This is a genomic window from Lentibacillus amyloliquefaciens, from assembly GCF_001307805.1.
Lineage (GTDB): Bacteria > Bacillota > Bacilli > Bacillales > Amphibacillaceae > Lentibacillus > Lentibacillus amyloliquefaciens.
Window position 1 is genome coordinate 797,693 of sequence record NZ_CP013862.1, and the last position, 24,097, is coordinate 821,789.

Genomic DNA, 24,097 nt, shown 5'->3' on the forward strand with positions numbered 1-24,097 from the left:
ATGGTTTACGATCCGTCACAGTTAAAATATGCTGACTCAGTACTCCCTGCTATGACAGTTCAGGAAGCCCAACAGTTACAGTTTAAATTAGTTGACAAGATGAGCAGGCAGTTTTCGGGTGATGAATTTTTATCTATGGGAGATCTTGGGGTAGCTCCAGCACATAAAAAGCCCGAACAAACTGAAAAAGTGGAAAGAGCATTGGCAAACTTTTTTAGAGCAGAATCCGCTGCTCTTGTACGTGGTGCAGGAACGGGCGCTATTCGTAATATATTAAGTACTTTGATGTCTCCCGGTGAGGCAATGTTTATTCATACCGCTCCAGTTTATACGACTACAAAAGATACGATACGGCTGTTGGGACTTGAAACAAAGGCAATCGATTACAATGACTTAGCTGCAGTCGAAAAGGCTGTTTCGCAAGATGAAACATGTAAATTATTTTATGTTCAGCATGCACGACAGCAGCCGACTGATACGTATGATTTGAAAACTGTTATTCAGACGGTGAAACGCATACGGCCTGATATGCCTGTCGTAGTTGATGATAATTACTGTGCGCTAAAAACATATGGGATTGGCGTTGAATATGGAGCAGATTTTTCAACTTTTTCCGGATTTAAGGTACTGGGTCCTGAAGGCATCGGTGTTATCGCAGGAAAAGAAAGGGAAATCAAATTACTGCAAAGCCGGAATTACTCTGGCGGGGGTCAAGTGCAAGGTTATGAGGCAATGGAATTACTGCGAATGATGACATTTGCCCCGGTTTCACTGGCTATTCAAAATGAACAGGTGGAAGAAGTTTGCAGGCAACTGAATGAAGGGTCTTTAAATGGAATTGAAAGTGCGTATATGACAAACGCACAATCGAAAAATGTAATTGTGGAATTACAAGATCCAATCGCTCCAGAGGTGATTAAACACAGCAATTTATTTGGAGCTGCCATACACCCTGTTGGCGCAGAATCAAAGTATGAAATGATTCCTATGATTTATCGTGTTTCAGGTAGCTTTATCGAGGCACAGCCAAGTTTAAAAGAATATGGGCTTCGCATTAATCCAATGAAGTCAGGGGCTTCGACTGTACTAAACATATTAGAAAAGGCAATTAACTCAGCAGCAACACAATAAGATTATTCAGACAGGAGGATGCTGCCATGTTTTTGGATGTGACAAAACGCAGAAATCCACAGCTTATACAGACAGGTGTTTCACTTCACCAAATGGGTCATATCCCACCTAACACCTATATCATCGATGTTGATACCTTGAAAGAAAATACAAACAAGCTTTCTGTTACAGCAGCTGAAAATAATATGAAGTTATATTTTATGAGCAAGCAACTTGGCAGGGTTCCCGAACTCGGTGATATTATTGTTGAAAATGGTATTAAAAAAGCGGTAGCAGTTGATTTTGATGAAGGAAAAGTACTAGCTGATCACGGAATCAAAATTGGGAATATCGGCCATCTGGTTCAACCCGGAAAGCATCAATGGAAAGAAGTCCTGAGCTGGAAGCCGGAAGTTGTTACGGTTTTTTCCTTTGAACGGGCAAAACAGGTGTCAGAAACCGCTGAGAATATGGGGGTTAACCAGGATATATTGTTGAAAGTAGCAGGTTCCGAGGATAAATTTTATGAAGGTCAGGAAGGTGGAATTCTGTTAAAAGATTTACCCACAGCCGTTGATAAAATCAAACATTTAACAGCGGTTACCATTACTGGCGTTACAACGTTTCCTAATTTGGAATTGAATGAAATCAAAACAGATATGGTTCCTACCAATAACTTCTACACTCTGTTACAGGCTAAAGATGTGCTGATTGAAAAGGGAATTACCATAAAGCAGATAAATGGGCCGAGTGGAACAAGCTGTGAGACAATTCCTTATCTTGCAAGACATGGTGTTTCACATAGTGAGCCGGGTCATGGTTTAACAGGTACTACACCATTACATGCGTATTCTGATCTGCCTGAAAAGCCGGCGATTGTTTATGTGACAGAGGTTTCTCATCAACATAATGGTAATTTTCAAGTGATTGCCGGCGGTTATTATAGTCGTTCAAGAATGAGAGGCTGTTTGGTGGGCAATGATAAATCATCAATTCTCGATCAATTTACTAGCGCTTATCAAAACAGTCCTAAAACGATCGATTATTATGGAACCATTGAAAAGCCAAAGAATTTCACAGTACGGACAGGGGATACTGCAGTGTTTGCTTTTCGATCGCAAATTTTTGTTACACGGGCACATGTTGCTCTCGTGGGAGGTATCCAAACGGGAAATCCAAGGATCAGGCATCTCGAAAGGAAATGGTGATCGTATGGCAAAGATGACACTTCTTGTTATCGACAGTTTCGGAATTGGTGCAATGGATGATTGCAAGGACTTTGTTCCTTCAGATTGCGAGGCAAATACGTATAAACATATCAGGGATAGAAAAAAAGATGCTCTGCAGATTCCGTTCATATATAAATCAGGATTGGGGACATTAGTAGATGATGAACTGGCCCCCGAAAATGCGTATGGGTATTCGAAACTTGCCCATCAGGGTGCAGATACGTATTTGGGTCATCAGGAAATTGCGGGAAGCTGTCCCCAAAAGTCGACTAAGAGACTGATGAAAGATATTCACCCTGAAATGAAGCAGGCTCTTGAAATTGCAGGATATAATGTGTCCTATCCCTTTGATGATCTGCCTGTTTTATTAGTTAATAATGGTGCAGTCGTAGCGGATAATCTGGAATCCACTGTCGGAAACATTATCAATATCACTGCGGATTTCAATAAGATGCCTTTTGAAGATGTGAAAACACTAGGCAAAGTTGTACGGGGAAATGTTGACACTACTCGCGTGATTGCCTTTGGCGGACCGTATACATCCATTGATCATATACTATCGTGTATTGAGAAGAAGCAGGAACAATATGGGGTCGACACGCCAAAGGCAGGAGTTTATGGTGATGGATACGAGGTATTTCACATGGGGTATGGGGTTGAAATTGACAAGCAGTTTCCGATGATTGCCGCAGAAAATGGGCTGAAGGTTCATCGGTTAGGGAAAACTGCTGATGTACTGCACGGAAAAGGACCATCAAACCCCATCGTTAATACAACAGCCCTATTGGAGGAGGTTTCCTGTGTTTACGAGCAGGAAAAAGACGACGCGGCTTTTTTAGTAAACATTCAGGAAACAGATTTGGCAGGTCATGCTGAAAATGTAGACTGGTATTGTGAACTGTTAAATGAAACCGATCAATGGTTGAAAGAATTTGTTCCATTAATGAATGAGGAAGACATTTTAATCGTCATGGCTGACCATGGTAACGACCCGACAATTGGCCATTCCAATCACACCCGGGAGTATGTCCCCATAATGGTTTTTGGTGACAGGGTGAAAAAATCCGATATCGGTCTGAGAGAAACAATGGCTGATGTGGGAGCTACCTTTTGTGACTACTTTAGGTTATCAGGAACGGTTGAAGGGAAAAGTTTCTTAGATGAAATAATTTAAGACAATAGGAACTTAAATAAAAATGATATATGATTACTAGCATCATCGAGAGTTGGGAAAAGGTTATTTTGTCGATTCGACGATTTTTGATAATGTCACAGTCTATAATTAAAAATCTTGCAGCATGAAATTTTTGCACCTGTATTATCCATCGTTTGTGCAAAAGGTCTTGATCAGTCATTGGTGTCACGAGTCAATCATCATTTGCGAACGGTGCTTGCCTGTTTACAAGGAATGGCGGCAATGTGCGGCAATTCAGGGAAACGATCGATGCAGGTATGCTGGGTGTCAACATTGGTGTTCCAGCGCCAATGGCATTCTTCCCATTCTCCGGCTGGAAGGATTCTTTCTACGGTGATCTGCATGCGAACGGTAAGGATAGTGTCGAATTCTACACCCGCAAGAAAGCTATTACGACACGTTGGGTATAATCACTAGTAGTTTCAAAGAGCACAGTGCCGAATTGAGCAATGTGCTCTTTGATGTGTGTGAATCCGTTATTTTTAACTCTTTTGTTAAAGAGATCTTAATAGTAAATTCCATCGATCCTTGTTCCCTGCCCGGACACCTGATACCTTCCGCATACTATGATCTTTTTTATAAGCTGTTGGAGCATAAAAGAATTAACACCTCTAAGGGGTGGTTGTATCTAATCCTTTGTTTGATTACTTTACAGTAATTTAAAAAGTGATTAATAAGATGATATGAACCACACGTCCAGAAGCATTCATTGTTCAATCTGAGTCTATCAACTGATTGAAAGTGATTTTATTAGAATAGTGAAGTAGGTCTGATTGATATTTGCTCCCTTTCAATGGGATTGTGGTTGACCTACTCCACCGCAAAGAGATTTCGAAACTGTTTGGTAGGGAGCCAAATTGACTGTTCAAATCGCTTATTGGAAATACAATCTAATTCCTATGATAATCAGAAGAAAAGACAACATTTGAACAATTAGTCTACTAGGTAATTTCTGGGATAGTGTGACACCAAGTTGTGATCCGATAATAACACCGGCTCCGCCCCATAAAACCGTCAGCCAATCAATATTATTGTAGAATAATTGAGCTATAACGCCTACAAAGGTATAAATGCATAATGAGAAAATAGAAGTTGCTGCGGATCGATGTGGGTCCATTTTAAATATATATATTAATACGGGTACAAGAAGCCAGCCTCCGCCTATTCCAAGATAGCTTGACAAAACGCCTAAAAGAACTCCGAACACAGTCAACCACTTTAACGAAGGTATATGTTCTCGGTTATTTAGCACATCCTGGTCCTTTTTTTCTGAGTTATCATATATATTTTTAAAGAGTAAATAAAAACCTAATAAGGTTAATATAGTTGCAAAAACCACAAAGAATATCTGGGAGGAAAATTGTTGAAGTATCCAGACTCCAATCAATGACCCGGGAATTGCACCTGCTGCTGTTAAAAGACCAATTTTATAATTAACCTTTTTTTTAATTGCATAGCCAATAACACCTGAAAGCGAGTTAATTAATACAATGAATAATCCAGAACTTGCAGCAATAGTAGGTTCCATATTTAGAATGATTAACAGTGCGGGTACAAAAATAAATCCTCCACCAGCCCCGACTATAGTTCCATATCCCCCTGCAAGTATACCTAACGATAAGATTATCAATCCAGTTGAAAAGTCCAAAGAAAACTCCCTCCCTTTCATTCAACCTACAAAATAACTTTGAAAGTGTAAACTTTAATTTTTTTATAGGTTATAACTATAAGTAATCTAAACAAGCAAGCCAATTTGGAATACTGTAGTATAAATTTAATTTATATCGTATAAATATTTTTTATTATTAAAATAGTAAAAACTGTTGAAACGCTTACATTAGTTGTTATAATAATAAGACAAATCATAATACAATTGAATATCTAAAATTTTATAGAAAGCGGAGATTGAAATGCAAAAAAACTCATTCTCGATCGGTCGGGAAATTAACTTTAATAATGGTATCCCATTGCAATTACAGGTAAGAGACGTTATCCGAAAAGAGGTTTTAAATCGAAAATTAGTTGATGAGACTGGAAAAATTGCAACTGAATATAAGTTAATGAATCGCTTCGGTGTCAGTAGAGTGACTATTAGAAACGCTTTACAAATGTTGGTGGAAGAAGGCGTCATTATAAGGGAAAGAGGCAGAGGTACTTTTGTCAGGACCAATCACCCTGAAAATTGGACTGGCCGTTTATTGGGTTTTACTGAAATTATAAAGGAATCCGGGTTTGTCCCAAATGCTGAAGTCATGAAAAGCGGCCCTTTAAGTCAAAATGATAATGATTTTCATATCTGCAAAGAAAAGCTGAACACCACTAATATTTGGAACTTAACACGTTTGCGCTTTGCTGATGAACATCCAATAGCGGTTGAATATGCTTTTTTTCCTTTAAGTTATGGATCCATGTTAGAAGATCAGGATTTAAAATCTATAGCAATCTACCAATTTTTTGAGAAGGAATTAGACATCTATTTCAAAGAAGCTAATCAGGTTATTAGTGCTGTCAATGCAGATGAACAAATAGCCGAAATGCTTAACACTGAAGTCGGTGAAGCCTTGCTGTATATAGAAAGGTCCACCAAAACGTCACAAGGAGATCCAGTCGAATTTTTAAAAGCTGTTTACAGGCCGGATTATTTTCAGTATTTAATCACACTATCCAGAAACGGAATTTAACGGAGGTAACGTTTATGAATCAAAAACCAAATGTATTGCTGATTTTAAATGATGACATGGGATATTCAGATATTGGCAGCTACGGAGGTGAAATTGACACACCTAATTTAGATAAACTCGCAGCGGACGGCATACGCTTTACGCAGTTCTATAATACAGCGCGCTGCAGCCCTTCCAGAGCTTCGTTACTAACTGGTCTTCACCCGCATCAGACAGGGATTGGCATATTAACTTATGATAGTGGTCCTGAAGGCTATGCTGGTGATTTAAACAAGAAATGCGTCACGATAGCTGAGGTATTGAAACATAGTGGTTATAAGACATATATGAGTGGAAAATGGCACGTTGCAAAAGATTTGGAAGAGCCTTCAGATAATTGGCCCCTGCAACGCGGGTTTGATGAGTTTTACGGAACCATCATTGGTGCAGGAAGCTATTATGACCCCAACACGTTAACACGAGGCAATGAAAATATCGAACACGAAGTGAAAGATGATGAGGACTTTTATTATACAGATGCAATAAGTGATCAGGCGGTTCAGTATATCAAAGAACATGCAGAAAAGTCACCGGATGAACCATTTTTTGAGTATGTAGCGTATACAGCGCCTCATTGGCCATTGCATGCTAAAGAAGAAGATATCAAGAAGTATGAAGGCCGATTCGCAAAAGGCTGGGATGATTTGCGGGAAGAGCGTCTGCAGAAATTAATCGATATGGGGATCATCGATGAAAATTGGGAGTTAACTGATCGTGACCCAAGTCAACCTGCATGGGAAAATGCGGATGAAAAAGAATGGCTTGAACGTTGTATGGAAGTCTACGCTGCACAAATCGATAATATGGACCAGGGAATCGGCAGAATAATAGATGCTCTGGACGAAACAGGCCAATTGGATAATACATTAATATTTTTTTTATCAGACAATGGCGCTTGCGAGGAAGATATTCCATTGAATGTGTCTAAAGAAGAGCTGGTTAACAAGTTATTAATTGCAAAATCCCAGACCAGAGCCGGCGAAGAAGTGTTTTTTGGAAACGATCCAAAAATAATGCCTGGCCCTGAGAATACTTACCAGAGTTATGGAACGGCTTGGGCTAATTTATCCAATTCGCCATTCCGGATGTATAAGCATTGGGTACACGAAGGTGGTATTGCGACGCCGTTAATAGTTCATTGGCCAAAAGGTCTGAAAGATAAAGGAACACTAAGACATACACCAGGTCAGTTAACCGATATTATGGCCACAATTGTTGATATTACGGATGCATCCTATCCGAATTTCTTCAATGGCAATGACATTCTCCCGATGGAAGGGAGAAGTTTGAAACCGATGTTTGAGGCAGATCAAGACAATGAAACCCCGCTTTTTTGGGAACACGAAGGAAACGCAGCAATTAGGATAGGGAAGTGGAAGCTTGTTAAAGAGTATCCGCACAAATGGGAATTGTTTAACATGCAGCTGGATCGTACTGAGAAGCATGACTTGGCTGATCAATATCCTGAATTTGTAGAAGAAATGGCAGCTAAGTATGAAAGATGGGCGAAAAGGTGCGGGATTGTTCCGCGGGATAAGATTCTGCGGGTTATGGAAGAAAGCGGTACGAACAAACCTTTCTGGGAGAAAGAGAGTTAAGGATATCAATAAGGGGGAGACATTTTGAATCCACAAGTAAAAAGTTGTTGTGCACCAAAAAGAGACACGTCACAAGCAGAAACTGCCCATGTTGCCTCTAGTCTGAACGAAAATTCAGGAGATACTTCGGGCATGGTGTTTCTGGAAGGTGGGACCTACCTGATGGGCACCGACAGTGAAGAAGGATTTCCTGCAGATGGCGAAGGACCGGTCAAAAACGTTACATTGGATTCATTTTATATTGATCGCTGCACTGTAACGAATCGCGAATTTGCAAAATTTGTTAACGATACTGGTTACACAACAGATGCTGAAAAGTATGGGTGGTCTTTTGTTTTCTACTTATTTATAAGCGAACAGGATAAAAAAAATGTTCTTTATGTTGTAAGAGATACACCCTGGTGGTGGGCGGTCCAGAACGCCAATTGGAAAAAGCCTGAGGGGCCGGATTCAACTATTCACAACCGTAAGGATCATCCGGTTGTTCATATCTCATGGAATGATGCAGTGAAATATTGTGAGTGGGCAGGAAAACGGATGCCAACAGAAGCTGAGTGGGAGTATGCCGCCAGAGGAGGATTGGAACAGAAAAGGTATCCGTGGGGGGATGAGTTAACTCCTGATGGAGAACATGTTTGTAATATATGGCAAGGCACTTTTCCGACACAAAATGAAGGGTTAGATGGTTTTTTATCGACAGCACCTTCTAAATCGTTTCCGCCAAACTCATATGGACTTTATAATATGTCGGGCAATGTCTGGGAGTGGTGTATGGATTGGTTCACAGTCAGTGATGAAAGCACAGCCGTCAGTTTGAATCCCGAAGGGCCGAATGCAGGGGAATCAAAAATTATTAAAGGAGGGTCGTATCTATGCCATGACTCTTATTGCAACCGGTATAGAGTAGCTGCCCGAAGTTCGAATACACCAGATAGTTCAACTGGTAATATGGGGTTTCGCTGTGTTCGGGATGTCTAAAAACTTTTAAGGGGAGAGTTTTCTTATGATCAAAAGGTCAATTGTTGTTTTGTTCAGTCTGTTATTATTCGGTATGTTATTTGGGTGTGTTGGAGGAGGCGGGGAAAATAACGGTAACGGAGATGCAGCGTCTGAGGAGAATAATTCATCTGAAAGCAATAATTCCGGAGATGCAGAGTATGAGTTTCAAGTGGCAAACGTATTAGCAGAATCGGATGTGTCGAGTTATGGTTTGGACAAATTTGAAGAACTAGTTGAGGAGAAATCAGACGGTAATATACAGATTGAAGTACTGCATGGCGGGCAGTTAGGTTCCGGTGTAGAAACATTTGAAGCTGTCAAGAACGGAAATTTAGATATGGCTGCTGATTCATTTGCCAATTTAGCAAGTATTACACCGGCTTTTGAAATGTTTCACTTGCCTTTCCTATTTGAATCAAGAGATCAACTGTTAAATGCGTTCAGCAGTGAAGCAATTAAGGAACAAATAAATGGTGAACTAGAAAACCTTAATCTTAAATGGTTTACTACGTTTGAAATTGGCGGCCCCAGAGTGATTGGAACGTCGGATACCAAGGTTACATCTTTGGATGATTTGGAAGGAATGACATTCAGAGCATCACGGTCGCCACTGGAAATAGCAAGTCAGGAAGCCTGGGGAGCAAAAGGGCAGACAGTTGATTGGCCAGAGACCCCTGAATCAGTCCGTTTGGGAATGGTGGACGGTTTAACTGTTCCATACGCAAGTTTTCATTCAGCCAAATTTCATGAAGGTGACTTGATTAATTATATAGCTAATGTTCCTTTCCAGACTTATGCGTCAGTGACAGTCGTTAATACTGAAATGTGGGCTGAACTGCCAGATGATGTTAAAACCATTTTAGAAGAATCTCAACAGGAGGCAAGGGAGTGGCATATTGACTTTGTTGGTGACTATGTTACAGAGAATATCAACGAGATGAAAGAAGCCGGCGTTGAAATATACTCCATTCCTGATGAGAATTATGAGGAGATTAAGGAAGTCACAAAAGATACTGTTTGGGATGAATTTATTGGAAATGAAGGGATGTCTCAGGAAAAACTTGATCTTATTCAGGAGGAAATCGGCCCTGTTGGTGACGGCGGATGGGGCTACGACATTTCCCAATAAATCAGTGGACTTTAATAATAAAGAGGGGCTATTCGTTAATAGTCCCCTTCACATTACTTACTAGGAGAAGGTATATGGATAGACAAAGGACAATAAACGTATTGACGAAAACGGATAGAATTGTTTCAAAGTTTATCGAAATCGTATGTGTCATATTAATGGCGTCAATCGTTGTGACCATTTCAACTTCTGTTATCAGCCGTTTTGTGGTGTTTAATCCATTGAACTTTGCTAATCCAATGGCTAAATATCTCATGATATGGGTGGCATTTTTAGGGGCAGGTTTAGCTTTTAGATATGGTGAGCATATTGCCGTTGACATGATAAGTGAACGTTTGAATCAGAAAACAAGAAAACAGTTGATTGTTGCTATTGACATTTTGACCTCCTTTTTCTTGATGGCAATGATTTATTATGGGTTTATTTTCGCAATGAGCGGTCTCGAGTCGAACGACCCTCTAGTCTTCAATATTAGTATGGCAATACCTTATCTATCAGTGCCTGTAAGCTTCATATATATGCTTTTTCAGATCAATGTAACGACTATCCTGAATGTGCTGAGGACAAATGATGCAACAGCTGAACTTTAATATGGAGGGGAATCAGTTTAATTCCAAAGAGGAGAAATGATGTATGGGTACATTGATTATTTACGGTTTATTATTTCTGGTTTTAATTGCTCTTAGTGTTCCGATCGCTTTCTCACTGGGTTTGTCAACGCTGGTAGCATTTTTTATGACAGAACAGCCGCTGGACTTATTTGCACAGCGGCTGTGGACGGGTTTGGATAAATTTACACTTGTAGCTATCCCCCTTTTTATACTTGCGGGTGAACTTATGGGAGGATCAGGGATTCTGCATCGTCTGCTTGATTTTGCCAGACTTATTGTCGGGCGTATAAAAGGTGGACTGCTTTATATAAATGTCCTTGTCAGTATGTTATTTGGTGGCATCAATGGTTCAGCGGTTGCCGATACGAGTGCAGTGGGTTCTATGCTTATACCAGCTACCAAAAAAGAATATAAGGACGCTGAATTAGCCGCAACAGTAACGAGTATCAGTTCTGTTGTTGGACCGATAATCCCACCAAGTCTGCCTATGTTGATTTATGTCTTTGCTGCAGGTAATGTGTCTGTTGCTGCATTATTTCTGGCAGGCGTTATCCCGGGAATTATATTGGGATTGAGCATGATGATTGTAACGTATGTTATTGCAAGAAAAAAAGGTTTTCCAAAAGATATAACAACATATACAGCTAAAGATGTAATCAGGATATTAAGAAGGTTTTTAGTAGCTGCTATTCTGCCGTTTATAATGGTGGCAGGTATTGTCGGCGGCGTTGTCACCCCGACAGAAGCTGGGTGTCTGGGCGTTGTCTATGCATTGTTTGTTGGTTTTTTTATTACAAAAGAATTATCGCTGAAAGAAACCTACAGGGCCCTTGCACGAACAGTAATTGTTACAGCTATCGTTATGATTATGATATCAGTTGGAAACGTCGCTATATGGTGGCTGTCCATCCAGGGAATACCTGCTGAAATCAGTTCCATTTTCCAGTCAATAACTCAAAATCCAGTGATATTTATGGCTTTAATGGTGGCATTATATCTTTTCATAGGTTTATTTATTGAGCAAGCGGCTGCCATGATTATGTTAGTGCCTATTTTTGCACCTTTGGCAACCACCTATGGAATAGACCCAATTCATTTTGGTCTCATTACTGTGCTGACATTAGGTATTGGATTAGTAACACCTCCAGTAGGAATCTGTTTATTTGTAGCGAGCAGTATTGCAAAAGTAAAACTTCAGGATGTATTTAAAACCGCGATCCCTTACCTTGCAGGCATGGCTATCGTTTTATTGCTGGTTGCTTTTGTTCCCGGAATCTATTTATGGTTCCCTAAAATGTTCGGTTTTTAACATCAGGATTACGATTCGAAACAGCGTAAGACAAAGGTGGATTTGAAGATTGAGAATCAGTAACCTTGAAATTTATTGTCAAGTAGTAGAAGAAGAAAGTATTAGCAGCGTTTCCAGAAAGAACTTTATAACGCAACCTGCTGTGACCAAACAAATTCGTCAGTTGGAAAATATGTACGGGACTAAGTTATTTGAGCGAGATAAAGGGAGTTTAGTGCCAACTAAGACAGGCAGACAATTATATAAGATTTTTAAAAGAATAGTTTTTGAATACAATCAATCTTTCACTGTAATTGATGAATTAAAAGGAGAGGAAGACAGTAGTCTGAAGTTGGGCTCTTCTTTTACAATTGGTGAATATTTGCTGCCGGCCTTATTAGGAGCATTTAAAAAAATTCATCCCGATGTTGATATTAATCTGGAGGTTGGCAGCACTCCACGGGTGTTGAAAAGCCTGAAGGAAAATCAAATTGGTGTAGGTTTAGTTGAAGGCCTTGTTGAAGAAGGCGATACCTTCAAAGTCAAAAAATTTGCTGAAGATGAGTTAATACTTGTTTGCTCACCAAATCATGTATTGTCTGATACAGAGCAAACAATTGAGGTAGCGGATTTGATTGATCAAAAGCTAATTGGAAGGGAGAAGAACTCAGGCACAAGAATGTTCATTGAACATGTATTAAAGGAGCATGACATTTCAGAAAATATTGAGTTTTATATGGAATTTGGCAGCACTCAAGCAATAAAAGGTGCGGTTGAGGCTAATTTAGGTATTGCTATTTTATCAGAGCTAGCTGTTAGAACTGAATTAACAAACGGAACTTTAGTTAAAATTCCGATAAAAGATTTGATGTTTAATAGAGATTTATGGATAGTTCAAAGAAAAGATCGTTTTATTAATGCAATTGAAAAAAAGTTTATCGATTTTTTGTACAACGAAAAATGGTAGGAGGTTACCAACTTTATGGAAAATTACATTCTTTCCCTCGATCAAGGGACAACAAGTTCACGCGCCATTTTATTTAACCACGACGGGGAAATCGTAGAAACAGCCCAAAAAGAGTTTGAACAATTTTTCCCGCATCCGGGCTGGGTCGAACATGATGCCAATGAAATTTGGACATCGGTACTAGCTTGTATCTCGGAAGTATTGCGCAAGTCAGAAGTGGATCCATCCCAGATTGCCGGAATCGGTATATCCAATCAGCGGGAGACAACCGTTATCTGGGATAAAAAGACGGGCAAGCCCATATACAAAGCGGTCGTCTGGCAATCACGGCAGACTGACGGCATATGCAAGGAATTAACTGAGCAGGGTTATGAAGATGTCATACGTGAAAAAACGGGCTTGTTAATCGATGCCTATTTTTCAGGAACAAAAGTCAAATGGATTCTTGATAATGTTGACGGTGCAAGAGAAAAGGCCGGAAATGGTGATTTGCTGTTTGGCACGGTGGATACATGGATTGTGTACAAGCTTTCGGGTGGCAAGGCACACATTACCGATTATTCAAATGCGTCCAGGACATTGATGTTTAATATATACGATCTTAAATGGGACGATGAACTTCTGGATATATTGGGTGTGCCGAAAAGCATGCTTCCTGAAGTCAAGGAATCCTCCGAGGTTTATGCAAACACTGTTGATTACCACTTCTTTGGACATGAAGTGCCTATAGCCGGGATAGCCGGTGACCAGCAGGCCGCATTGTTCGGTCAGGCATGCTTTGACAAAGGAATGGCAAAGAACACATATGGAACTGGAAATTTCATGCTGATGAATACAGGTGAAGAAGGGGTTAAATCTGATCATGGTCTCTTGACAACTTTGGCCTGGGGCGTGAATGGCAAAGTGGAGTACGCTTTGGAAGGGAGTATCTTTGTATCAGGTTCGGCTATACAATGGCTGCGTGATGGCCTGAAAATTATCGAAAATTCCCCGCAGAGTGAAGACTACGCAACGAGGGTGGATTCCACGGACGGTGTTTATATGGTGCCGGCATTTGTCGGGCTGGGAACGCCTTATTGGGACAGTGATGCCCGCGGAGCCTTCTTTGGCATTACGCGTGGGACAACTCGAGAACACATGATCAGGGCAACACTTGAGTCACTTGCTTATCAGTCAAAAGATGTACTGGATGCGATGATAGAAGATTCCGGTATTAATTTAAAAACCATGCGGGTTGATGGCGGCGCCGTGAAAAATGATTTTCTCATGCAATTTCAAAGCGATATGGTTGGTGTTTCCGTTGAACGGCCTGTTGTACAGGAAACGACAGCATTGGGGGCCGCTTATCTTGCCGGGCTTGCGGTCGGCTACTGGAAAGATAAGAACGAGATTGCTGAACAATGGCAAAATGAACGGACATTTGAGCCTCACATGGAAAAAGAAACGCGCAACGGACTTTATGATGGATGGAAAACAGCTGTAGCGGCAGCACGTTCATTTAAGTAATCAATATTGTATTTGGGACGAATTTTTTCAGAAAATTTGAGATGCCGTCTCGAGCGTATACAACAGCGAGCCGGTTTTTGACAGCGATCGGGAGAGTGAGTGGATATGTCAGTATTTTCAAGTCAAAAGCGGAAAAATATATTTCAGTCGATTGAACAAGAGCAGCTTGATGTGCTTGTGATCGGCGGCGGAATTACCGGTGCGGGGATTGCACTGGATGCGGTCACCCGGGGTATGAATGCAGCTGTTGTGGAAATGCAGGATTTTGCTGCGGGTACCTCAAGCCGTTCAACCAAACTGGTGCACGGGGGTTTGCGCTATTTAAAGCAATTTGAGGTGAAAATGGTATCGGAAGTGGGCAAAGAACGGGCGATTGTTTATGAAAACGGCCCGCACGTCACGACACCTGAGTGGATGATGCTGCCATTATATAAAGGCGGCACATTCGGACCATTTACGACAAATATTGGCCTGCGCTTGTATGATTTTCTGGCAGGTGTCAAAAGGTCCGAGCGCAGAAAAATGCTGAGTCCTCAAGAAGCAGCGGAAAAAGAACCGCTTATTAAGGATGATAAGCTAAAAGGTGCAGGTTATTATGTTGAATATAAAACAGATGACGCACGGCTCACAATTGAAGTCATGAAAAAAGCGGTTGAGTATGGTGCGCATTCAATCAATTATGCAAAAGTCATTGATTTTATTTATGATGCCGGAAGAATTGCAGGAGCCGTTGTTGAGGATCAGATCACGGGTGAGCATCGGTATATTTATGCTAAAAAAATAGTCAATGCAGGCGGCCCATGGGTTGATGACCTCCGTGAAATTGACGGTTCCAAGCAGGGAAAGTCGCTTTATCTGACCAAAGGTATTCACCTGGTCTTTCCGAAAAAACGATTCCCGCTGCAGCAGGCAATTTATTTTGATGCACCGGATGGAAGAATGATTTTCGCCATTCCCAGAAATAAAAAAACGTATGTAGGAACCACTGATACAAGTTATCAAGGGGATATAGCTCATCCGCAAATGACTGAAGATGAACGTGATTATTTGTTGGAGGCCATCAATTTTATTTTTCCGTCACTTGATATGACGAAAGATGATGTCGATTCAAGCTACGCTGGTCTCAGGCCACTAATTGCTGAAGAGGGAGAAGACGATCCGGATGAAATCTCCCGTAAAGATGAAATGTTCATCTCTGATTCAGGACTGATATCAATGGCCGGCGGTAAATTGACAGGTTACCGGAAGATGGCCGAAGATACGGTGGATGCCGTTATGAAACAGCTGAAAGAAGAGGATGGTATCTTGTATTCTGATTCGGAAACAGAGCATTTGCCGATTTCCGGTGGTGAAGTCGGCGGATCAAAAGGCTTTCAGAAGTTTAAACAAGATAAGATTACAGAAGCGGCCGACCTTGGAATAATTGAAGAGACAGCCGACTTCCTTATTCAGAAGTACGGAGCAAATATAGACAGGCTTTTTGAGATATACAAGAATGAGAAAGCGCGTGCCAAGGAAGCGGGTATCGAACCAACAGTATTTGCCGAACTGCAATACGCCCTCAAATTTGAAATGGCCTATAAACCTGCAGACTTCTTTGTACGGCGAACGGGCGCGTTGTTTTTTGACATTGATTTTGTCAGATTCCATAAAGATAATGTGATTAACTATATCGCTAAGGAATTGCAATGGAGCGATAAGCAAAAACAGGAATACATTGATGAATTGGATCATTTGCTTTATGAAGCTGTGAATCCGGTTAAGTAATTGGCGGGAAAACCTGTGCCTGAGGAAATAAATCTCGAAAGTGATTTGGCGGAACTATCCCAAACATTAAAAGTGTAAACGGAAATGACCATCAATTTGTATAGCATTTTGTTGGTCATTTTTTAGTGTGCCTCACTGCTGCACAGTCTAGGTGGTTAGAATTCACTCGATAACTTGTACCTTTTAAGTGTCGTAGCTGGAGCAAGGTCCTCGCCCTGATGGGGCAGGACGGACAGGTGTCCTCTGCGAAGAGGAATCTGAAAGGTCTACGAGTGAAGTCCAGCCCGGAACAATATGTGAATCAGAGGTGGCGGAGATAATGGATAACCCTTTTGAATAACGGGGGAACCTATCCGAAAGGCCTGCAAAAGTTGAGTTAATAATTTGAACATTGAATGAATATCATTCTTAATGCTTTTGTCGTAAAAGGTAAAATACCATCCAAGAATTTATGAGATGGCTATTTTATTTATTTTTTAAACAAACAAGCAGGAATTAGGCATTATATGTCGAATCTTTTAAATTAGGATAAAATACCCAATTTTGTTCCAAAAGTATAAGGAGAACAAGCTTATGAATACAACTGAATTTATGAAAGAGGCTTATGGAGTTCTTTACGAAATTGAAACAGGGTTAAGACAATATATTGAATTAACAATGAAAACCACCTATGGTGTTGGCTGGTTTATCAAGGCACCATTAACTATGAAATACAAACCATATACAAAGCATTTCGATAACTTTGATTATCATGAACTTATATCCATGTTGCGAGCATATTCCTGTTTCGATGATATTCCTAAGGGTGTGTACTCACAATTGCTAATGACCGTTCCAACTCGAAATAAAATTGCGCATTGTAAAATTGTAAATGAAGCAGAAAAGGTAGAATTACAAGACACCTATAAGTTATTATTAAAATATATAAGCTTACCTGATGAAATAATCTCGTAGGGTTAATTTGAATTTAGTTGGGGAAGCAGTTATATAAATTTGCCTTTGAATATTAACCTCAAGAGAATAAATTTATGTTTTGCGGTTTTGTTACAGTATCTAATTTATTTTAGTTATATATTGGGATAGCATTAAATAAATTTGTTATATATCTGTTAAAATGACAGAAAATAAAAATAATTGTCGTTTAATTGATTAGTTATTTGAACCTGATTTTAAACCTATAGAACATAAAAAATGAGAGAAGTTAATGAGCAACTTTGTCTTCAAAAATCATTATCAAGCCCTTCATTAAAGGAAATATAAAAATCTATACCTACAAATAACAGTAGGTTTATGGGCGGCATGATGTAATATTGATTAAGTTATACGATCTAATTACTAATTTGGGTGGAAATGTAATTAAGACTATCCTTCGCCGTGCCTCGTTTATGCCTAACTTAATCCACCCCTTAACCACCCCTTGAGCACCCCTTATTATATGAAAAAGTACAATTTTCTTTAAAAAGAAATCTTTAATAAACCCCATTATATCAAGGTTTTTGATGGATAATAAATCTAATCAAACTTTTAGTATAGAATCCGTACGACTGTTCACCCATGGGAGCGCGAGCAATATTTGACAAGCTACTGAATATAAAGTGAATCTTCAATCAGTGGGGGGTTTCTTTCTTCCCCCACCGATTGTTCGATGAATGAATCGGACATTTACTGGCAGCCATCCATGAATCAAAGATTCACCAATTAGGATGAAAATAACTTTGGATTTTCATGGGAGTTGATCCCCCACCTAATTTTCATCGTATACTCGAACATTTGAGGGGAGGGGCTTACTGCCAGTTACATGCGGGATAAAATTTAAACAAGGCTTTCTTCAAGTGAAACTGAGGAAAGCCTTGTTTTTTATAGGATAAGAAAGTTTAACATTTGAGAAAGATGATGCGGAAACTTTAGTTTTTTAAATTATATTCCGATAAAGTCCAATCACTTTTCCCAAAATAGTTACATTATCAAATATGAGCGGTTCCATAGTAGCATTTTCCGGCTGCAGGCGAACATGGTCTTTTTCTTTGAAAAAACGCTTTACTGTGGCTTCATCTTCTTCAGTCATACCAACAACGATATCACTGTTTTGTGCAGTGTTTTGTTGTTTGACAATGACCATATCCCCATCCAATATACCTGCTTCAATCATACTTTCACCTTCAATGACAAGCACAAACAGATTTTCACCAGTCCCTGTTACGTTACTTGGAAGCGGGACAAACTCTTCAATATTTTCGACTGCGGTTATAGGTATACCTGCTGTCACCTTACCAATGACCGGAGCATACCGTGGTTCTTCTTTCGGTATATGATTTCCCTCTGATGAATCCAATACTTCGATGGCTCTCGGCTTTGTCGGGTCACGTCTGATAAAGCCTTTACTTTCCAGTCTCGCCAAATGCCCATGGACAGTAGAACTGGAAGCAAGGCCAACCGCTACGGCAATTTCACGGACTGAAGGGGGATAACCCTTTGCATTTACTTCTTCTTTAATATAATCGAGAATTGCTTCTTGCCGCTTTGAGAGTTTTGTCATCTATTAAACACCTCACACATAGTATTTATTACAAAAAGTATACCATGGATATTAAAAACATACAAACATTCGTTCGAAAAACCATTGACAAGAACTATTGTTCGTATATAATAGAGTTACGAACAATAGTTCTTGTCCAAATGACTACATGTGAATGTCAGAGATTAAAATATAAGGAGATGTTTATATGTTTGAAAAAATGACAAAAACTGATTTATTCTATTTGACAACTTTTGCAGCAGCATTAATATTTTTATATATTTCCATGATAACAAGCGGATAGCAGATAGGGGATTTGATTGTGAAAGCCATTGTATACTGCAGAGTAAGTACAGATAAAAAAACGCAGGAAACATCTCTTGAACGTCAGAAAGAAGAATTACTTACACTTGCAAGGAAGTATTCATTTACAGTAGTTGATTGTATCAAAGAACAGGCCAGTGGATATGAAATCGACAGAGATGGTGTTTTTCAAATGCTGGATTATTTTTCGGAAAACAAGGCGGACTGTTTGCTTATACAGGACGAAACAAGATTGGGACGCGGCAATACAAAGATCGCTTTATTCCATCAATTAAAAAAATTGACGATTCCAGTCTATACAGCGGTTTATGAAGGTGAACTTGAACTATCCGAATCCGATTCTATGGTGCTGCAAATCGTCGGTATTGTTGAGGAGTATCAGCGGCGTATCCATAACACGAAAATTAAGCGCGGCATGCATAAAGCGATTGATAACGGATTTGACCCCAGTGACAATCTCAAAAACCGCAACAAGGCACCGGGGAAAGAACGAATATCTTTTCCGATTGAAGAAGTTGTCCGCTTGAGGGAGCAACATAATATGACATTCAGGGAGATTGCCAGTACACTTAACGGTCTGGGCTTTGCTGTTTCCAAAGCAACTGTCCATCGCAGGTATCTGGAACACCACAAAACTTGAATATCCTTTTATGGACGTGTAATATAAAAAGACAGGAACAGGTATCATGTTCGTGTCTTTTTATTGTTTCAGGAGGTTCTCTAAATGCTATCAAAAGAAAAGCTGGATCGCATAAATCAACTGGCAAAAAAATCAAAAGAAGAAGGCTTGACTATAAAGGAACAATCAGAGCAAAAAGAGCTCAGACAGGAATATTTACAGAATGTGCGCAAATCATTTAAAAATCAGTTCAAATCAATGACTGTAAAGGATCCGGAAGGAAATGACGTTACGCCTCAAAAAGTGCGTGATTTACAGAAAAAAAATAACAAGCATTAGATAAACTATTGCTTGTTCCAAGAATGGTTTCATTATAAAATAAACTGGACATGAAAGCTAAATATGGAAAGGGGAATGGTTTTGTCAGAATCAGTTGAACAATTATCCATTAATACAATAAGGACGTTAGCTATTGATGCAGTTGAAAATGCAAGCTCCGGTCACCCGGGTCTTCCCATGGGAGCAGCGCCAATGGCTTATGCACTGTGGACCGATTTTATGACGCATAATCCGAATCACTCAAAGTGGTTTAACCGTGATCGTTTTGTTTTATCAGCCGGGCATGGTTCCATGCTTTTATACGGACTTTTGCATCTGTCCGGCTATGATGTAACGATTGATGACTTAAAATCATTCAGGCAGTGGGATTCAAGAACACCCGGCCATCCTGAAGTGCATCATACCGATGGAGTGGAAGCGACTACCGGCCCTCTTGGACAAGGAATTGCTATGTCAGTTGGAATGGCTATGTCTGAAGCACACCTCGCGGCAACGTATAATAAAGACGATATGTCCGTTGTGGATCACTATACGTATGCACTCGTAAGTGACGGCGATCTTATGGAAGGTGTCTCTCATGAGTCCGCATCGCTGGCAGGTCATCTGAAACTGGGTAAACTTATAGCACTGTATGACTCTAACGACATTTCACTTGATGGTGAATTGGACCGTGCATTCTCCGATAATACTGAAGAACGGTTTAAAGCATATGGTTGGCAAGTGATCCGCGTTGAAGATGGGAATGATTTAACCGAAATCCGAAATGCGATTAAGGCGGCTAAAGAAAATACAGATCAGCCGACATTAATCGAGGTAAAGACCGTTATTGGGTATGGTTCACCAAACAAATCTGCATCAGCCGCTTCCCATGGTGCGCCGCTCGGTGAAGAAGAAGTTAAACTGACAAAAGAGCACTACAAATGGGAACATGACACTTTCCATGTGCCTGATGAAGTTTATGCTGATTTCAAAGAAAAAATCGCAGAAAACGGTGCTGAAGCTGAACAAGAATGGAATCAATTATTTGAAAGCTATAAGGAAAAACACCCGAAAGCAGGCGCCGAACTGGAGCATGCGATAAAAGGCGAACTGCCGGAAAACTGGGATGAAAATCTGCCTGTTTATGATTCCAGAGACGATGCTAAGGCAACGCGTGCGACATCCGGTGAAGTTTTGAATGAAATTTCTAAAGCTGTGCCATACGTTTTCGGCGGAAGTGCTGATTTGGCAGGCTCGAATAAAACAACTATAAAAGAACAGGAAGATTTCTCACGCTTTAATTATGCAGGTAAAAATATTTGGTTCGGTGTCCGCGAGTTTGCCATGGCCGCTGCAGTAAATGGAATGGCCCTTCATGGCGGCATAAAACCGTATGCGGGAACGTTCTTTGTCTTCAGCGATTACCTACGTCCGGCACTGCGGCTCTCCGCAATTATGAACAACCCGGTGACGTATGTATTCACGCATGATTCGATAGCAGTTGGGGAAGACGGCCCGACACACGAGCCCATTGAACAACTGGCCTCGTTACGAGCAATGCCGGGCCTTTCACTGATAAGACCTGCTGACGGCAATGAAGTACGTGCTGCCTGGAGACTTGCTCTGGAGTCCCGGGACAAACCGACTGCACTTGTACTGACAAGACAGGGACTTCCTGTTCTGGAAGGTACAAAAGAAAACGGGTATGAAGGTGTCAGAAAAGGCGCATACGTCATCAGCAAAACCGATCAAGAAACACCGGATGCACTTCTGTTGGCATCAGGATCTGAAGTTCAGCTGGCTGTAAGAGCAAAAGAGGCACTGAATGAAAAAGGTATTAAAGTTAATGTTGTCAGCATGCCGTCCTGGGACAGATTTAAAGTGCAGGATGATGCGTATAAAGAAAAAGTGCTCCCGTCAAATGTCAAGAAAAGGCTTGCGATTGAAATGGCTTCACCGTTCGGCTGGGAACGCTATACAGGTGATGAAGGTGATGTCCTGGCCATTGACCGGTTTGGAGCATCCGCTAAGGGTGACAAAGTAGTGGAGGAATATGGCTTCAATGTTGAAAATGTTGTCAAACAAGTTGAGACTTTATTGAAGAAATAAATTTTAAAACAGGCGGTCTTTCTCCAAAGGGGGAGGGCTGCCTTTTTTGGCATCTGCTCGACAAAATTAGTTGTTGTTCGCAGCAAAGAATGACAAACTTTTAAATCTCAATCGGTATAATAGCAAGTAAAGGGGAGGGGTTTTGTTGAATCAGTACACCATTTACTGGATAAAAGAAGAATTTGCGCTTTTTTTCTATCATAGAAGTGATGTATTATATCGATTTATTAAAAGTTATGAGTCTGACCAATACAGAGATGATCTTGCGATGCAGTTTAAGTATATAACAATTGATATCCCACAGGATAATCTTATATCAAAGATTAAGGAACATGTGCCATCAACTGCTCATGTGGATGTAAAGTCTGACACGATAAAAATCTATAGAGATATGCAGTTTATGTCTTTACATATAGAGGAAAAACGTATAAAATTTCGAGGGGATATCATTCACGATGGAGAAGATTTACTTTTCCCTGTTCTGCGCTCATTTCAGCCGTATTTTTTCGTGGCCGGATACAACACGTATAATTCCGGCTGGATTTCGCCAATCAGACAATATAAGGGAAAAAGCAAAACTGGACAAGTATTGTATTCTTATCTTTAGTTTACTATACTGTATGAGAGACAACACGAAGGAGGAAAGCTTTAATGGACGTGATTTGGGTTGTGTTAATTGCAATTTTGGCATTAATTGCGGGAGTTGCACTTGGCTTTTTTATTGCAAGAAAATATATGATGAACTATTTAAAGAAAAATCCGCCAATTAATGAACAAATGCTGCGCACACTAATGATGCAAATGGGGCAGAAACCGTCGCAGAAAAAAATCAATCAAATGATGCGGTCAATGAATAACCAACAGCAAGAAAAAGGTAAAGGTAAAGGAAAGTAACGGCTATTATTCATAAAAATTGCGTGTTTACTTAATTTTTCTCAACCATAAAATATAAAATTGGTTAATTTTTCTCAAAACCACTTTTTCTGTAAAAAAATCAAGCAGAAGGAGTGGTTTTTGTGTTGTTGGAAGATGTATTAATGGAATATGAGTATCATTGTCAGGCACGTAATTTTACATTAAAGACAATGAAAAACAAACGACAGGAATACAAACAGTTATTAGAGTTCCTGCAAACTAAAAGGGGAATTACGGAATTAGAAAGTGTTACGTCACATGATCTAAAATCCTATGTCAGACAGAAACAGATAGCAGGATTGAAACCACAATCCATTGTATCAATGTCTAAACAAGTTAAAGCGTTCTTTCAATGGTGTGTAGTCGAAGAATATATAACAAAAAATCCAATGGACAAGGTAACACTTCCTAAACTTCCAAAGGTGTTATTGACTGGTTTAACAACAAAAGAAGTAATTAAAATGATGGAATCTTTCAACAATAAGACCTATCTTGAAGTAAGAAATAAGGCAATTATAGCCATGATGTCTGATTGTGGATTGAGAGCATTTGAAATTGCAGGATTGAAAGAAAATGATGTGCGTGAAACAGATATAAAGGTGTTTGGCAAAGGTAATAAGGAACGGATTGTATTTATTAGTCCTGCATTGAAAAAGATACTGATACGCTATGAACGGATTAAAAAACAGTATTTTAAAAATAGAATCCAATACAATGATAATTACTTCCTTGCCTATCAAGGTAAAGCCATGTCTACCACAGCAGTATGGAATTTAGTTGTTGAAGCAAAGGAAAGAGCAGGAATTAAAGGGAAACGTGTTAGCCCTCACATGTTCAGACATTATTTTGCTGTTCAGTCCGTTATGGCAGGAATAGATATTTATTCTTTGTCACGATTGCTCGGACATTCAGATATATCCACTACACAGCGATACTTGCAATCACTTGAGGATAGTGAATTATCTGTAAAGGCAACCTCATCAAGCCCCTTAATGAATCTGAATAAGGGGGCAAACTAAATGAAGGTTTATAATACTGGCGAGAATATTGTGATCGATGCAAACTTTGATGAAATGTCTAAGATCGTTTATGCCTTAGATCAATTTATTAAAATGAATCCTGATGAAACGGAAATTAAAGAATTAGCGGAACAAATCCATAGTCCAAAAATAATTTAA

The 24,097-nt window shown here is 39.9% G+C and carries 22 protein-coding genes and 1 pseudogene; 21 read left to right on the top strand and 2 right to left on the bottom strand.

From position 1 onward, the window contains the following. From AOX59_RS03965 to AOX59_RS19115, 4 genes and pseudogenes are all read left to right on the top strand, one after another. Positions 1–1,131 (top strand): aminotransferase class V-fold PLP-dependent enzyme, encoded by a 1,131-nt coding sequence (locus tag AOX59_RS03965; RefSeq protein ID WP_068442133.1) that lies wholly within the window; start codon positions 1–3, stop codon positions 1,129–1,131. Positions 1,132–1,157: 26 nt separating this feature from the next. Further along, entirely contained in the window at positions 1,158–2,318 is a 1,161-nt protein-coding gene (locus AOX59_RS03970) for an alanine racemase (protein ID WP_068442137.1), read from the top strand. Positions 2,319–2,322: 4 nt separating this feature from the next. After that, complete coding sequence (locus tag AOX59_RS03975; RefSeq protein ID WP_068442141.1) at positions 2,323–3,513, top strand: phosphopentomutase; 1,191 nt, start codon at positions 2,323–2,325, stop codon at positions 3,511–3,513. A 58-nt stretch (positions 3,514–3,571) separates the two neighbouring features. Further along, positions 3,572–3,944, top strand: a pseudogene (locus AOX59_RS19115) (aldehyde dehydrogenase family protein); the annotation flags it as partial. A 464-nt stretch (positions 3,945–4,408) separates the two neighbouring features. Here the strand turns inward: AOX59_RS19115 and AOX59_RS03985 are convergent. Further along, a complete protein-coding gene (locus tag AOX59_RS03985; RefSeq protein WP_068442147.1) occupies positions 4,409–5,182 on the bottom strand; it encodes a sulfite exporter TauE/SafE family protein in 774 nt (257 codons plus the stop codon). Positions 5,183–5,444: 262 nt separating this feature from the next. On the opposite strand from AOX59_RS03985, the gene AOX59_RS03990 reads away from it, so the two are divergent. From AOX59_RS03990 to AOX59_RS04035, 10 genes are all read left to right on the top strand, one after another. Next, complete coding sequence (locus AOX59_RS03990) at positions 5,445–6,215, top strand: GntR family transcriptional regulator (RefSeq protein WP_068442150.1); 771 nt, start codon at positions 5,445–5,447, stop codon at positions 6,213–6,215. Between the two features lie 14 nt (positions 6,216–6,229). After that, a complete protein-coding gene (locus tag AOX59_RS03995) occupies positions 6,230–7,852 on the top strand; it encodes an arylsulfatase (protein ID WP_068442153.1) in 1,623 nt (540 codons plus the stop codon). A 21-nt stretch (positions 7,853–7,873) separates the two neighbouring features. Further along, a complete protein-coding gene (locus AOX59_RS04000) occupies positions 7,874–8,830 on the top strand; it encodes a formylglycine-generating enzyme family protein (protein WP_237049418.1) in 957 nt (318 codons plus the stop codon). Between the two features lie 25 nt (positions 8,831–8,855). Beyond that, on the top strand, positions 8,856–9,980 hold the full coding sequence (locus AOX59_RS04005; protein ID WP_068442159.1) for a TRAP transporter substrate-binding protein: 1,125 nt from the start codon (positions 8,856–8,858) through the stop codon (positions 9,978–9,980). Between the two features lie 74 nt (positions 9,981–10,054). Then, a complete protein-coding gene (locus AOX59_RS04010; RefSeq protein ID WP_068442162.1) occupies positions 10,055–10,570 on the top strand; it encodes a TRAP transporter small permease in 516 nt (171 codons plus the stop codon). A 43-nt stretch (positions 10,571–10,613) separates the two neighbouring features. Beyond that, positions 10,614–11,900 carry a TRAP transporter large permease gene (locus AOX59_RS04015; RefSeq protein ID WP_068442165.1) on the top strand — a complete coding sequence of 429 codons (1,287 nt, stop codon included), beginning with the start codon at positions 10,614–10,616 and terminating at the stop codon, positions 11,898–11,900. A gap of 49 nt (positions 11,901–11,949) precedes the next feature. Further along, positions 11,950–12,846, top strand: coding sequence for a LysR family transcriptional regulator (locus tag AOX59_RS04020; protein WP_068442168.1), 897 nt, complete (start codon positions 11,950–11,952; stop codon positions 12,844–12,846). A gap of 15 nt (positions 12,847–12,861) precedes the next feature. Continuing rightward, positions 12,862–14,352 carry a glycerol kinase GlpK gene (glpK, locus tag AOX59_RS04025; protein ID WP_068442171.1) on the top strand — a complete coding sequence of 497 codons (1,491 nt, stop codon included), beginning with the start codon at positions 12,862–12,864 and terminating at the stop codon, positions 14,350–14,352. Between the two features lie 105 nt (positions 14,353–14,457). Continuing rightward, complete coding sequence (locus AOX59_RS04030; protein WP_068442174.1) at positions 14,458–16,119, top strand: glycerol-3-phosphate dehydrogenase/oxidase; 1,662 nt, start codon at positions 14,458–14,460, stop codon at positions 16,117–16,119. 573 nt (positions 16,120–16,692) lie between these two features. Continuing rightward, positions 16,693–17,073: a Swt1 family HEPN domain-containing protein gene (locus AOX59_RS04035; protein ID WP_068442177.1), complete on the top strand. Its 381-nt coding sequence runs from the start codon at positions 16,693–16,695 to the stop codon at positions 17,071–17,073. 958 nt (positions 17,074–18,031) lie between these two features. Here AOX59_RS04035 and lexA read toward each other — a convergent pair. After that, entirely contained in the window at positions 18,032–18,655 is a 624-nt protein-coding gene (gene lexA / locus AOX59_RS04040; protein WP_068442180.1) for a transcriptional repressor LexA, read from the bottom strand. A 301-nt stretch (positions 18,656–18,956) separates the two neighbouring features. On the opposite strand from lexA, the gene AOX59_RS04045 reads away from it, so the two are divergent. The 7 genes from AOX59_RS04045 to AOX59_RS19530 all read left to right on the top strand — a co-directional run bounded on the left by AOX59_RS04045 (position 18,957) and on the right by AOX59_RS19530 (position 24,097). After that, a complete protein-coding gene (locus AOX59_RS04045) occupies positions 18,957–19,598 on the top strand; it encodes a YneB family resolvase-like protein (RefSeq protein ID WP_068442182.1) in 642 nt (213 codons plus the stop codon). Positions 19,599–19,682: 84 nt separating this feature from the next. Beyond that, entirely contained in the window at positions 19,683–19,916 is a 234-nt protein-coding gene (locus AOX59_RS04050; protein ID WP_068442187.1) for a DUF896 domain-containing protein, read from the top strand. A gap of 81 nt (positions 19,917–19,997) precedes the next feature. Next, positions 19,998–22,004 carry a transketolase gene (gene tkt / locus AOX59_RS04055; RefSeq protein ID WP_068442189.1) on the top strand — a complete coding sequence of 669 codons (2,007 nt, stop codon included), beginning with the start codon at positions 19,998–20,000 and terminating at the stop codon, positions 22,002–22,004. A 145-nt stretch (positions 22,005–22,149) separates the two neighbouring features. After that, positions 22,150–22,611 carry a sporulation inhibitor of replication protein SirA gene (sirA, locus tag AOX59_RS04060; protein ID WP_068442193.1) on the top strand — a complete coding sequence of 154 codons (462 nt, stop codon included), beginning with the start codon at positions 22,150–22,152 and terminating at the stop codon, positions 22,609–22,611. 44 nt (positions 22,612–22,655) lie between these two features. After that, the gene (locus AOX59_RS04065; RefSeq protein ID WP_068442197.1) at positions 22,656–22,898 is read left to right on the top strand and encodes a YneF family protein; all 243 of its coding nucleotides are present in this window, start codon (positions 22,656–22,658) and stop codon (positions 22,896–22,898) included. Positions 22,899–23,020: 122 nt separating this feature from the next. Further along, the gene (locus tag AOX59_RS04070) at positions 23,021–23,938 is read left to right on the top strand and encodes a tyrosine-type recombinase/integrase (protein WP_068442200.1); all 918 of its coding nucleotides are present in this window, start codon (positions 23,021–23,023) and stop codon (positions 23,936–23,938) included. Further along, positions 23,939–24,097, top strand: coding sequence for a hypothetical protein (locus tag AOX59_RS19530; RefSeq protein ID WP_156418638.1), 159 nt, complete (start codon positions 23,939–23,941; stop codon positions 24,095–24,097).